The 13360-nt window shown below is 63.3% G+C and carries 8 protein-coding genes and 2 riboswitches; of the genes, 7 read left to right on the top strand and 1 reads right to left on the bottom strand.

Features of this window, described 5'->3' with window-relative positions; genetic code table 11:
* Nucleotide 1 precedes the first annotated feature (1 nt).
* The 4 genes from ACSBPU_RS18105 (at nt 2) to ACSBPU_RS18090 (ending at nt 7817) form a co-directional block, all read left to right on the top strand.
* Nucleotides 2-3568, top strand: a complete 3567-nt coding sequence (locus tag ACSBPU_RS18105; RefSeq protein ID WP_442593204.1) for a translocation/assembly module TamB domain-containing protein — start codon at nt 2-4, stop codon at nt 3566-3568.
* A 76-nt stretch (nt 3569-3644) separates the two neighbouring features.
* The gene (gene dcd / locus ACSBPU_RS18100; RefSeq protein ID WP_180066780.1) at nt 3645-4208 is read left to right on the top strand and encodes a dCTP deaminase; all 564 of its coding nucleotides are present in this window, start codon (nt 3645-3647) and stop codon (nt 4206-4208) included.
* A 78-nt stretch (nt 4209-4286) separates the two neighbouring features.
* On the top strand, nt 4287-6548 hold the full coding sequence (locus ACSBPU_RS18095) for an arginine/lysine/ornithine decarboxylase (protein WP_180066778.1): 2262 nt from the start codon (nt 4287-4289) through the stop codon (nt 6546-6548).
* A gap of 30 nt (nt 6549-6578) precedes the next feature.
* Nucleotides 6579-7817 carry an NAD(P)/FAD-dependent oxidoreductase gene (locus ACSBPU_RS18090; RefSeq protein ID WP_442593203.1) on the top strand — a complete coding sequence of 413 codons (1239 nt, stop codon included), beginning with the start codon at nt 6579-6581 and terminating at the stop codon, nt 7815-7817.
* A gap of 63 nt (nt 7818-7880) precedes the next feature.
* Here the strand turns inward: ACSBPU_RS18090 and ACSBPU_RS18085 are convergent, their stop codons facing one another.
* Nucleotides 7881-8309: a Bug family tripartite tricarboxylate transporter substrate binding protein gene (locus ACSBPU_RS18085; RefSeq protein ID WP_442593202.1), complete on the bottom strand. Its 429-nt coding sequence runs from the start codon at nt 8307-8309 to the stop codon at nt 7881-7883.
* A gap of 132 nt (nt 8310-8441) precedes the next feature.
* Nucleotides 8442-8533: riboswitch (glycine riboswitch) on the top strand.
* 71 nt (nt 8534-8604) lie between these two features.
* A riboswitch (glycine riboswitch) is annotated at nt 8605-8715 on the top strand.
* A gap of 65 nt (nt 8716-8780) precedes the next feature.
* Between ACSBPU_RS18085 and gcvT the strand changes: the two genes are divergently transcribed.
* The 3 genes from gcvT to gcvP are packed head-to-tail and all read left to right on the top strand — an operon-like array spanning nt 8781 to nt 13236.
* Nucleotides 8781-9875, top strand: coding sequence for a glycine cleavage system aminomethyltransferase GcvT (gene gcvT / locus ACSBPU_RS18080; protein ID WP_442593201.1), 1095 nt, complete (start codon nt 8781-8783; stop codon nt 9873-9875).
* 43 nt (nt 9876-9918) lie between these two features.
* The gene (gene gcvH, locus ACSBPU_RS18075; RefSeq protein WP_180066770.1) at nt 9919-10296 is read left to right on the top strand and encodes a glycine cleavage system protein GcvH; all 378 of its coding nucleotides are present in this window, start codon (nt 9919-9921) and stop codon (nt 10294-10296) included.
* 42 nt (nt 10297-10338) lie between these two features.
* A complete protein-coding gene (gene gcvP / locus ACSBPU_RS18070) occupies nt 10339-13236 on the top strand; it encodes an aminomethyl-transferring glycine dehydrogenase (protein ID WP_442593200.1) in 2898 nt (965 codons plus the stop codon).
* The last annotated feature ends 124 nt before the right edge of the window (nt 13237-13360 follow it).

Genomic DNA, 13360 nt, shown 5'->3' with positions numbered 1-13360 from the left:
GATGAAATGGTTGCGAACACTGGGCATCTGGATAGGACCCGCGATCATCGTGCTGCTGATGGTGATCGGCGGTTTTCTGTATTGGGTGCTGGCGTCCTCGGCGGGAACGCGCTGGGCGCTGGTCACGGCGGCCCAGCAGTTCGATGGAGAAGTGCGGGGCGTCCGCGGCTCCATTTGGCACGGCCTCGAAGTCGATCATTTTTCCCTGTCCTTGCCGGACCTGAGCGTTTCCCTGGACGGCCTGACGCTGCGGGCAAGCTGGCCGGAACTGTTTGACCGCCGGCTGCACGTACAGGAGCTGTCCGCCGACACGGTCAGGGTCGCGATGACGACCGGTGAAGAAGAACCATCCACCGAGCCCTTCCAGATGCCGGCGCTGCCCGTGCGTGTGGCGGTAGACCGGCTTGCGTTGGGCAGCCTGGACTTCCGCCAGGATGGCAATCCGTTGCCGGTGAGCATTGGCGATCTTGCCGCATCGGTTTATGTGGAAAACGACGATGCGCGCCTGTTTTTGGAGAGCCTGCATATCGGACACGAGCAGCTGGACGCCAGCTTCGAGGGCGAAGCCCGCGCGCTGGCGTTGCAGGATCCCTGGCCGCTCGAAGCGCGTCTGGTGACCAAGGCGCGCGGCCTGGTCGCGGACTCGCCGCTTTGCGCACGCCGCTTCGTTCCCACGCTGCCGACCGCAGCAAAGGACGCAACCAAGGACGCAACAGAGACCGCGTCCCCGGAGGATTGTTCGCTGGAGATCGAAACGACGGCCAAAGGCAGCCTGGATGCGCTGCATGTCGTGCTGAAGGGCTCCGGCCAGGACATGAGCCTGGATGCGGATCTGAATCTTGCGCCCAAGGGACCCTTTCCGCTCAAGGACGCGCTGGCAAATGTCACGCTTGCGGACGGATCCTCATTGAAAGGGCGCCTGGACTGGCGAACCAGCGTGGTCGACGGTGTCGTCCAGGACCGGGTCGAGGGCAGCCTGGACACCGATAAATTGAACATCGGGCAGTTGGTGGGGCCGGCCATTCCGGACGCCGTCCTGACGCTGGCGGCGCGCTTCGACGTCGAACTTCGTGATCACAGTGATTTACGCGCAGCGGCGCTTTCGCTGGATATCGGCGAAGGTTCCGCCTGGAACCGGCAGCCCTTGTCCGGCCATGTCAAGACCCGGTTGCAGAACACCGCCGCCCCGGTCTCGATTGCGGACGCGGCGCAAACGGACGACGATGCTCCAAGCGTCGCCGGCCTCGATTGGCGCGCCTTCCTGCTGCCCGAGCTGGATGTTGATCTGCGGCTCGGGAAGAATCACGTGGCGGGCCACGGAACGTTGGGCCTCAGCGAGTCGCACCTCGAGCTGGACGTGCAGGCGCCCGCCTTGTCGGCCTTCTGGCCGGACCTTCCAGGCGGGGCACAGTTGAAGGGCGAGGTGCATGGCGCCATGGCGGCGCACAAAGCCGATGTCCGAGCCCAGTACACGCCGGCGGACAGCAAACGGGGGGAGCTGGGTTCGGCGCCCGTGGACGCCCATGTTGCCGTCGAAGGCGCTTGGGACGAGTCGAAGGGCTGGAGCGGCACGGTTCAGGCGTTGCAGGTGGATCACGCAGACTTCGGCATCCAGACGCGGGTGCCCGCAAAAGTGTCTTTCGCGCCCGGTGCACACGAGCCCGATTGGCAATGGCAGGTGGGCGAGACCCGGATCGACTTCCTGCTGTCCGGATCCACGGTGTTCACGATGGCTCATGGGGCTTCGCGCGGCCGTGGCGCGCACTGGGAAACGCGCGGCGACATCAACCGCCTGGCGCTGACGCCCGCCCTCATCACGCAGATCACCGAAAAATTCGATCTCGAGAAAAAAGAAGAGAACGACAGGGGCGGGGTTTCGCTGCGGCGGGACGAGGCCCGTAAAGCCTCCGAAATCGTATTGGCGCTGGGATGGGACATGAAATTCGACGGCGCATTGCAGGGCAGCGCGCAGGTCCGTCGCGTGTCGGGCGACATCATGGTGCCGGCCGAGCCCTCGTTTCCCCTGGGCTTGGAGGACCTGACGCTGGACCTCACGGCCAAGCGCGAAGGGGCGGCCGTGAGCCGCATCAACGCCGACTTGAAGGTGCGCACCGAAAAAATGGGGCGCATCGCGGCCACTGCGACGACTTTGCTGCATGCGACGCCCGGCGGCGGCATGCGGATAGAGCCGAAGGACATCAAGCGGGTGCACATCGATGCCGACGTGGACGACCTGGGCTGGACCAGCCTCTTCCTGGGCGATGCGATGGAGCTGGGCGGGGCGGTCCAGGCGCGTGTCGATCTGGAAAGCCGCCCAGACGGCAGTTGGAACAGCAAAGGCGACATCACGGGACAGAAACTGCGCGTGATCCGGATCGATGACGGTGTCCGGTTGCTGGATGGAACCCTGGCGGCTCGCCTGGACGGCGAGCGCGTGGTGCTGGACAAGCTCAGCTTTCCGGCGCTCCTGCGCGTGACGCCCAAAGAATGGCGTACGGCCGAATGGGTCGGAACCAATCCCGAGGCCAAAGGAGGAAGCCTGGTCATCAGCGGAGATTGGAACGTGCTCCAGTCGCGCGGGACGATCAATGCGGAGCTGCATCGCTACCCCATTTTGCAGCGTTCCGACCGCTACGCCATGATGAGCGGCAAGCTGGTTCTGGAAGCGGAGCTGCCCAAGATCTCGATCACCGGCAAGCTGACCGCCGATGCGGGATGGTTCGACCTGGACATGCTGGGCGGCATTCCCACCGTGGACGGCGACGTGGTGGTCATCCGGCCTGGCCAGAAGCAGAAGGAACCCAGCGCGCCCATGGATGTTTCCATGGATATCGAGGTGGACCTGGGACCGCGCTTCTACCTTACCGGCTATGGCGTCAACTCCGGCCTGGTGGGACAGATGCGCATCATCATGGCCGACGGCCGGCTAAGCGGCATTGGTGCCTTGCGGACGCGTGGCGGGGCCATCGAGGCCTATGGGCAGCGCTTGCAGCTGCGCCGCGGCACGATCACCTTCCAGGGAGACATCACCAGCCCGGTGCTCGACATCGAGGCCTTGCGCACCGGCCTGGCGGTCGAGGCGGGCGTGCGGGTGGCCGGGACGGCGAAGCGGCCGCGCATTGACCTCGTGTCCTATCCTGCCGTCAGCGAGATCGAGAAGCTGTCCTGGCTGCTGTTCGGCCATGGACCCGACAGCGGCGGAGGCGACGTGGCGCTGTTGTTCTCGGTCGGAAGCTCTTTCCTGGGCGACGGCGAGCCGTTCTATCGAAAGTTCGGCATCGACGAGGTCAGCATGCGCTCAGGCGAACTCGGCGCGGCCGGCAGCATTCTTCCAGTCGAGAGCGTGGTCAGCGGCCTGGACAGCGGCACCAGCGATATCGAGCGCAAGTTCGTGCAGGTCAGCAAGCAGTTGTCTCGGGGCTTCACGGTCAGCATCCAGCAGGCCTTGTCCGACACAGGCACGGTGGGGCGGGTCAGCTACCAGCTGGCGCGGGGCTTGACGGCCGAGTTGACGGCGGGCACGGTGAACGGCCTCGCCCTGGTGTATCGATGGTTTTCAAGGAATTGAGCGGTTTTTGCGTAACAGCCGATGCACTGTCACCTGGTGGGGATAAAATACGCGCCAATGTTATAAGGTAAAGGCTATGAGCATAAAGAGTGATCGCTGGATCCGGCGTACCGCCGGTAGTGGCATGATAGAACCGTTCGAGCCCGGCCAGGTACGCACGGTCGATGGCAAGCGCATCGTCAGCTATGGCACAAGCAGCTATGGCTACGATGTGCGCTGCGCCGACGAGTTCAAGATATTCACCAACATCAATTCCACCATCGTCGACCCGAAGGCTTTCGACGAGAAGTCGTTCGTGGATTTCAAGGGCGACGTCTGCATCATTCCGCCCAATTCCTTTGCACTGGCCCGCACGGTCGAGTACTTCCGCATTCCACGCAGCGTCCTGACCGTCTGCCTGGGCAAGAGCACGTATGCGCGCTGCGGCATCATCGTCAATGTCACGCCGCTCGAACCCGAATGGGAAGGCCACGTCACGCTGGAGTTTTCCAACACCACGCCGCTGCCGGCCAAGATCTATGCCGGCGAGGGCTGCGCACAGATGTTGTTCTTTGAAAGCGACGAGGTCTGCGAGACTTCGTATCGTGACCGAGGCGGCAAATACCAGGGGCAGCAGGGCGTTACCCTGCCCCGAACCTAAGACGCCGACAGGCCCCGGGCTTGCTGGCGGTTCCCGTCCGTCCGTTTTGAATGATCACGCTCCAGGGAGCACTACCCCATGAAATTTCGTTTTCCCATCGTAATCATCGATGAAGACTATCGCTCCGAAAATGCGTCCGGATTCGGCATCCGGGCACTGGCGGCGGCGATCGAGGCCGAAGGCGTCGAAGTGCTGGGTGTTACCAGCTATGGCGACCTGAGCTCATTTGCGCAGCAGCAAAGCCGCGCCAGTGCGTTCATTCTGTCCATCGACGATGAGGAATTCGACGTCGACTCGCCCGAAGACGTGGCCAACGCCATCAAGAACCTGCGTTCCTTCATCGGCGAACTGCGCTTCCGCAACGAAGAAATTCCCATCTATCTGTACGGCGAAACGCGTACGTCGCAGCACATTCCCAACGATATCCTGCGGGAATTGCACGGCTTCATCCATATGTTCGAGGATACGCCCGAGTTCGTGGCGCGGCACATCATCCGCGAAGCGCGCGCCTACCTGGACGGCCTGGCACCGCCCTTCTTCCGTGAACTCGTGAAGTACGCGTCCGATGGCTCCTATTCCTGGCACTGCCCGGGGCATTCGGGCGGCGTCGCTTTCCTGAAGAGCCCGGTGGGGCAGATGTTCCACCAGTTCTTCGGCGAGAACATGCTGCGCGCCGACGTCTGCAATGCCGTCGACGAACTGGGCCAGTTGCTGGACCACACCGGCCCCGTCGCCGAATCCGAGCTCAACGCCGCGCGCATTTTTCACGCCGACCACTGCTTTTTTGTGACCAACGGCACGTCCACATCGAACAAGATCGTGTGGCATGCCAACGTGGCATCGGACGACGTCGTCGTGGTGGACCGCAACTGCCACAAATCCATTCTGCACGCCATCACCATGACGGGCGCGATCCCGGTGTTCCTGCGGCCTACCCGCAATCACCTGGGCATCATCGGCCCCATCCCGCTGGACGAATTCGATCCCGAGAACATCCGCAAGAAGATCGAGGCCAATCCGTTTGCCCGCAATGCAAAGGACAAGCGTCCCCGCATCCTGACGCTCACTCAAAGCACTTACGACGGCGTGATCTACAACGTCGAGATGATCAAGGAAAAGCTGGGCTCGGAGATCGACACCCTGCACTTCGACGAGGCATGGCTGCCGCACGCGGCTTTCCATGACTTCTATAAAGACATGCACGCCATCGGCGAAAACCGGCCGCGCAGCCCGGATGCCATGATCTTCGCGACGCACTCCACGCACAAGCTGCTGGCGGGGCTGTCTCAGGCATCCCAGATCACGGTGCAGGATTCCGAGACGCGCCGGCTGGACCGCAATGTGTTCAATGAAGCCTACCTCATGCACACCTCGACATCGCCGCAGTACGCGATCATCGCGTCCTGTGACGTGGCGGCGGCAATGATGGAGCCTCCCGGCGGAACGGCGCTGGTCGAGGAAAGCATCAGCGAAGCCATGGATTTCCGCCGGGCAATGCGCAAGGTGGAATCCGAGTTCGGCAAGAACGACTGGTGGTTCAAGGTATGGGGTCCGAACCGGCTGGTCTCCGACGGCATCGGGAACCGCGACGATTGGTTGCTGCAGTCGGGCGACGAATGGCACGGCTTTGGCGACCTGGCCGAAGACTTCAACATGCTGGATCCGATCAAGGCCACCGTGGTGACGCCGGGTCTGGATATTTCCGGAACCTTCGCGGAAACCGGGATACCCGCCGCGCTGGTGTCCAAGTATCTGGCCGAGCATGGCGTCGTGATTGAGAAGACCGGCCTGTACTCGTTTTTCATCCTGTTCACCATAGGCATCACCAAGGGGCGCTGGAACACCCTCTTGACGGCCTTGCAGCAGTTCAAGGACGACTACGATCGCAACCAGCCCATGTGGCGCATCCTGCCCGATTTCTGCAAGGAGCATCCTCGCTACGAGAAAATGGGGCTGCGCGACCTGTGCCAGCAGATCCACGAGGCCTATCGCAAGTACGACCTGGCGCGGCTGACGACCGAGGTCTACCTGAGCGACATGGTCCCCGCCATGAAGCCTTCGGACGCCTACGCCAAGATGGCGCACCGCGAAGCGGAACGCGTGAGCATCGACGAACTGGAAGGGCGCGTAACAGGCGTGCTGCTTACCCCTTACCCGCCGGGCATCCCCTTGCTGATTCCGGGCGAGCGTTTCAACAAGCGCATCGTCCACTATCTGCAATTCGCCCGCGAATTCAATGCCAAGTTCCCGGGTTTCGAAACCTACGTGCATGGTCTGGCGCAGGATATGGGACCGGACGGCATGGGCCGTTATTACGTCGACTGCATCAAGGAAGACTAGGGTCTGTCGAGGCTAGGGGGCCGTAACGCAATGTTCGACGTCGCTGTGATCGGCGCCGGGGCGGCAGGCATGATGGCCGCCGCCGTCGCGGGCCAGCGCGGCCTGCGCGTGGTGCTGATCGACCATGCGCGGCGGCTGGCTGAAAAAATCCGGATTTCGGGTGGCGGGCGCTGCAATTTCACCAACATCGGCACCACGCCCGCCAACTTCATTTCGCAAAACCCCGATTTCTGCCGGTCGGCATTGTCTGCCTACACGCCCAGGGACTTTCTCGACCTGATCCGCAAGCACGGCATTTCCTGGCATGAAAAGCATCGCGGCCAATTGTTCTGCGATGAATCCAGCGAAGACATCATCGACATGCTGCGGCGCGAGTGCGAGGCCGGCAAGGTGTCGTGGCGCATGCCGTGCGCAGTGAGCGAAATCCAGCGTGAGGCGGACGGGTTCCGCCTCGCTACAGATCAGGGCCCCATCGAGGCTCGCCAGCTCGTCCTGGCGACGGGCGGCATGGCGATCCCGCAACTGGGCGCCACGGATTTCGCGCTGGGCATCGCCCGCCAGTTCGGCCTGAAAGTCGTGGAGCCGCGTCCCGCGCTGGTTCCGCTGACCTTCGATCCGGCATCATGGGCGCCGTTTTCCGAGCTCAGCGGCGTGGCGCTGGAAGTATGCGTGCGCAGCAAGCCGGAGGGTGGCAAGGCAACGTCCGGCAGGGCGCGCGGCGTGGCACCGGCCGTGTTCCTCGAAGATCTGCTTTTTACGCATCGCGGCCTGTCCGGCCCGGCGATCCTGCAGATCTCCAGCTACTGGAACCCCGGCGAGACCATACATATCGATCTTGCTCATGCACAGGATCTGGAGCGCGAGCTGCTGGACGCGAAGCCCGGCAGCCGCCAGCAACTTGGCACGGTGCTGGCCGGGCTGTGGCCCAAGCGGCTGGCCGAACAACTGCTTGCGACGCTGGATTCCGCCGCGCCGGACCTGGCCACGCGCAGACTGGCCGATGTGCCGGACAAGACGCTGCGCCGGCTCGCGTCGCGCATCCATGACTGGGCGCTCATGCCCAGCGGCACGGTCGGATACAAGAAGGCCGAGGTCATGCGCGGCGGCGTGGACACGCGCGGCCTGAACCAGAAAACCATGGAGGCACGCAGCGTGCCGGGTCTGTACTTCATCGGCGAAGCGGTGGACGTCACCGGCTGGCTGGGCGGCTACAACTTCCAGTGGGCATGGGCCTCCGGGGTGGCCTGCGGGCGGGCGCTGGCAGGCTGACCGCGGCGGTGCCGTTGATGCGGGCGACTTCGGTTCCTGTCCGGAACGCCCGCGCGTCATCGCCTATTCGACGTTGATTTTCTGTTCTTCGATCAAGGCGGCAAGCAGCTTGCGCTCGTCGAGCAGCAGTTGGCGGAACTGCCGGGAGTCCAGCGTTTTCGTTTCCGCGCCCAGGCCGTTATAGCGCTCTTCCACATCCTTGTCAGACAGCGCCTTGGCCAATTCCTTGTTCAAGCGCTCGAGGATTTCGGGCGGTGTGCCCTTGGGCGCCCACATGCCGAACCAGATATCCAGGTCTGCTTCCTTGAAGCCCAATTCGCCCACGGTGGGAGCGTCCGGGAAGAAGGGTGAGCGCGTGGCACTGACGATGCCCAGCAGCTTGACCTTGTTCGTACGGATATGGGGAAAGGCGATGCCCGGATCGCAGACGAAGTCCGCCTGGCCCGACAGGACGTCCTGCAGCGCCGGGGCGGACTTTTCCCTGAGCGACATGAGCCATACCCTGCATTACCTGCTGAAGCTGCTGGATAACATGAAGCTGCTGGACGGCGAACAGCCGGCTGACGAAGAGCGGAAACCGCTTTGAATTCAGGGCGCTTTCGAGTTATTCTTACGGGCTGCTGTTCACATCGAGTGGGAGAGCGCCGGCTTTTCCCCGGCCGCCGAAGGCGCAATTCGCCCAGAATCGCTCAGGCACCCCGTACCGCTCGTGTATTGCTTTGCCTGGGGTCAGACCCCTTTGCGTCAGGGGTCAGACCCCGTACGGGGTCTGACCCCGGGCCAAGCAAGACAGCATTCTGGAGAGACTCAGGCCGCCGCATATTGGCCGGCCGGGCGCCGAAGGTGAATACCCCTTGACCAGGGGCCAACTCTCAGGCAAAAGGACAGAAGGGCGATGCGGCCAGCGTGTTAGCTGGCTTACGTCGTATTTCCATCAGTCGTTTTCCCGTCACCGGAGCCCCCATGTCTTCTACCCTAAAGCAAACCCCCCTGTATGCGGTGCATATCGAATCCGGCGCCAAGATGGTCGATTTCGGTGGCTGGGACATGCCCGTGTCCTATGGGTCGCAGCTCGAGGAGCACCACGCCGTGCGCCAGGATGCCGGCATGTTCGACGTCTCGCACATGCTGAATGTCGACGTGAAAGGCGCAGGCGCCAAGGGCTACCTGCAGCGCCTGCTTGCGAACGACGTCGCAAAGCTGACGGTGCCGGGCAAGGCGCTGTATTCCTGCATGCTGAACCCCGAGGGCGGCGTCATCGACGACCTGATCGTCTATTTCTTTGGGCCTGACGATTGGCGCGTGGTCGTCAACGCCGGCACGGCCGACAAGGACGTGGCCTGGATGCAGAACGTGGCCCGGTCGGGAGGATTCGATGTGCAGGTGCTGCCCCGGCGCGACCTCGCCATGCTGGCGGTGCAAGGCCCCAATGCCCGCGAACGGGTATGGGCTGCTCGTCCGGGCTGGAAGGCCGCAACGGCCGAGCTCCAGCCCTTCACCGGCGTGGCGGTGCCAGACGGCGCGCTAGTGGCCCGAACGGGCTACACCGGTGAAGACGGTTTCGAAATCGTGCTTCCGGCCGCTCAGGCAGAAGCCCTGTGGCGCGACCTTGCCGCGCTCGGCGTCCGCCCCTGCGGTCTGGGCGCACGCGACACCTTGCGCCTGGAAGCCGGCATGAACCTGTATGGCCAGGAAATGGACGAGCAAGTGAATCCGCTGGTCTCGGGCCTGGCATGGACGGTATCTTTCAAGGATGCGGACCGCGGTTTCATCGGACGCGATGCGCTCGAGGCCGCCGAAGTCGACCGCGGCCTGGTCGGCGTGAAGCTGCTGGAGCGCGGGGTGATGCGCGGGCACATGAAAATCCGCAGCGACAAAGGAGACGGCGAGCTCACCAGCGGTTCGATGTCGCCGACCATGGGGATTTCCATCGGCATGGCGCGGGTCCCCGTGGGCGTGCAGCCCGGCGATGCGGTCCAGGTCGAGATCCGGGGCAAATGGCTGCCCGCCCAAGTGGTAAAAATGCCTTTCGTACGCAACGGCAAAGTGATTGCCTGATTCAAGTTCCTAAACACTAATATCAATACAAACGGGGTAACACATGACTCTTCCCACCGATCGCAAATACACATCCTCCCACGAATGGGTCAAGCCCGAAGGCGACCTGCTGCTGGTGGGCATCACCGATACCGCGCAGGATCAGCTGGGCGACCTGGTGTTCGTCGGCGACGTCAACACGGGCGCGCAGCTTACGGCCGGTGAAACCGCCGGCGTCGTGGAGTCGGTCAAGGCCGCCTCCGACATCTACGCGCCGGTGAACGGCGAAATCGTGGAATTCAACGAGGCGCTGAACGATCAGCCCAACCTCATCAACGAAGCGGCTTTCGATACCTGGATCTACAAGCTCAAGCCCGAGAACATGTCCGATATCGACGGCTTGCTCGATGCCGCCGGCTACCAGGCTATTTCCAACGATTGATGGCATTTACCCGCCGCGAACCCGTTTTTGTTTAGGTCGACTATGTTGCGTGAACTTGATCCCCATTCCGATTTCATCCCCAGGCACCTGGGCCCGTCTCCAGCCGATCAGGCAAGAATGCTGCAGGCCATCGGCGCGCCCGACCTTCATTCGCTGATCGCCGAGGTCGTGCCGGACAGCATCCTCAAAAGGGGTGCGCTGAAGCTTCCGGCGGCGCGCAGCGAAGCGGATGCGCTGGCGGAACTCAAGGAAATCGCGGGACGGAATCAGATGTTCCGCAACTACATCGGCCAGGGTTACTACGGTAACCACGTACCCAACGTCATCCTGCGCAACATCCTGGAAAATCCCGCCTGGTATACGGCATATACGCCATACCAGCCCGAGATTTCCCAGGGCAGGCTCGAGGCCCTGCTGAACTACCAGACCATGGTGGCCGACCTCACCGGGCTGGACATCGCCAACGCTTCGCTGCTGGACGAGGGCACCGCCGCGTCCGAAGCCATGACCTTGGCGCGGCGCGGCTCGCGTTCCAAGAGCAAGGTGTTTTTCGTATCGCAGCATTGCCATCCGCAGACGATCGAAGTGGTCCGGACTCGAGCCAGCGGCCTGGACATCGAAATCGTGGTCGGCGATGAATCCCAGGGGCTGCCCGACTGCTTCGGCGTGTTGCTGCAGTATCCGCACAGCCTGGGCGGCGTGGCAGACTACCGCGCCCTCGCTCAGGCCGCGCACGACCAGGGCGCCGTCGTGGCTGTTGCCACTGATCTCCTCGCCTTGGCCTTGCTGGTGCCCCCCGGCGAATGGGGCGCCGACATCGCCGTCGGTTCAGCACAGCGCTTCGGCGTGCCGCTCGGATATGGCGGCCCTCACGCCGGCTTCATGGCCTGCAAGGATGCCTTCAAGCGCAACATGCCCGGCCGCCTGGTAGGCGTTTCCAAAGACAGCCAGGGCGCGCCGGCGCTGCGCTTGGCATTGCAGACACGCGAGCAGCACATACGCCGTGAAAAGGCCACCTCCAATATCTGCACCGCCCAGGTCCTGCTTGCCGTCATGGCTGGCATGTATGCCGTCTGGCATGGTCCCGCGGGCATCAAGCGCATCGCGGAGCGTGTCGCCTACCTGACCGCCTATCTGCGCGATGCGCTGGCCGGCCTGGGTGTTGCCAGCGTCAATGAACAGTTTTTCGATACCTTGCTGCTGAATACCGGCGCGCACACCGCCGCCATCGTCAAGGCGGCAAGGGCGGCGTCCATCAATCTGCGCGTGGTGAGCGACGCCCAACTGGCGGTATCCCTGGACGAAACCGTGACGGTCGCCGACTTGGACGCCTTGCTGCACGTGTTCGCCGCCGGGATGGGCGGCAACTGGACTCCGCCTGCCGATCGCAGTCTGCCGGCGGCGCATGGCATCCCTCAGGGCCTGCTGCGCCAGTCGCCGATACTCTCGCACCCGATCTTCTCGCGCATCCGTTCGGAAACCGACATGCTGCGCTATTTGCGCGGTCTGGCCGACAAGGACTTGGCGCTCGATCGCACGATGATCCCTCTGGGCTCGTGCACCATGAAGCTGAATGCCACGGCCGAGATGATTCCCGTCACCTGGCCCGAGTTCGGCAATATGCATCCCTTCGCGCCTGTCGAACAGGCCAAGGGCTACAAGGAATTGATCGACCGCCTGTCCGCCTCTTTGTGCGAAATCACGGGGTACGACTCCATCAGCCTGCAGCCGAATTCCGGCGCGCAGGGCGAGTATGCCGGCCTGCTGGCCATCCGCGGCTACCATCGCGCCAACGGCCAGCATCAGCGCGACGTCTGCCTGATTCCGTCCTCCGCGCATGGCACCAACCCTGCGTCCGCCCAACTGGCTGGCATGGAAGTCGTTGTCGTGGCGTCCGACGATGAAGGCAATGTGGACGTCGAAGACTTGAAGGCGAAGATCGCCAAGGTGGGCGACCGGCTCGCGGCCTTGATGATTACCTATCCTTCTACGCATGGCGTCTTCGAGACGGCGGTGACGGAAATCTGCGCGCTCGTCCATGACGCGGGCGGCCAGGTCTATCTGGACGGCGCCAATATGAACGCCATGGTGGGTTTGGCGCAGCCCGGCAAGTTCGGTTCGGACGTCTCGCACCTGAACTTGCACAAGACCTTCTGCATCCCCCACGGCGGCGGCGGTCCCGGTGTAGGTCCGGTTGCCGTGCGCTCGCATCTGGCGCCTTATCTTCCGGCCGTGCTGGACGAATCCGGCAGCCTGCCCGAAGGCGCCGAAGTCGGGCCGGTGTCCGCGGCGCCCTACGGGTCGGCCAGCGTGCTGCCCATTTCCTATATGTACATCACGCTGATGGGCGCCGAAGGCCTGCTCGCCGCCACCGAGACGGCCATACTCAATGCCAACTATATCGCCGCGCGCCTGCGGGAACATTACCCCATTCTGTATGCGGGTCCCAACGGCCGTGTCGCGCACGAGTGCATACTCGATGTGCGCCCCATCAAGGACGCATGCGGCATCACGGCGGAAGACATTGCCAAGCGCTTGATGGATTATGGCTTCCATGCGCCTACCATGAGCTTCCCCGTGGCCGGTACGCTGATGGTGGAGCCGACGGAATCCGAAGGCCTGGCCGAACTGGATCGCTTCATCGATGCGATGATCGCCATCCGCCAGGAAATCGCCGGTATCGAGCGTGGCGAGAAGGATACGGAAGACAACGTGCTCAAGAACGCGCCGCACACCGCGCAAATGCTGCTGGTGAATCAGTGGCATCACGACTACACCCGCGAAGAGGCGGCCTATCCGGTCGCCGGCCTGCGCGACAGCAAGTACTGGCCGCCGGTCGCGCGCGTGGACAACGCCTACGGGGACCGCAACCTCATGTGCTCCTGCCCCCCGCTCAGCGACTATGTCGAGAACGAGGCGCCTAGCGAAAGCATGGTTTGATGTAAGGGGTCAGACCCCGTACGGGGTCTGACCCCACGCTGACCCCACGAAAAAAGATCGGGGTCGGACCCTGTTCGGGTCCGACCCCATGTAAAGAAGGTCTGGGGTCAGACCCCATGCGGGG

Origin of the sequence: Parapusillimonas sp. JC17, from assembly GCF_052180245.1 — a bacterium.
GTDB lineage: Bacteria > Pseudomonadota > Gammaproteobacteria > Burkholderiales > Burkholderiaceae_B > Parapusillimonas.
Note: the sequence above shows the minus strand (reverse complement) of the source record. Positions and strands in the feature narration are given on the sequence as shown.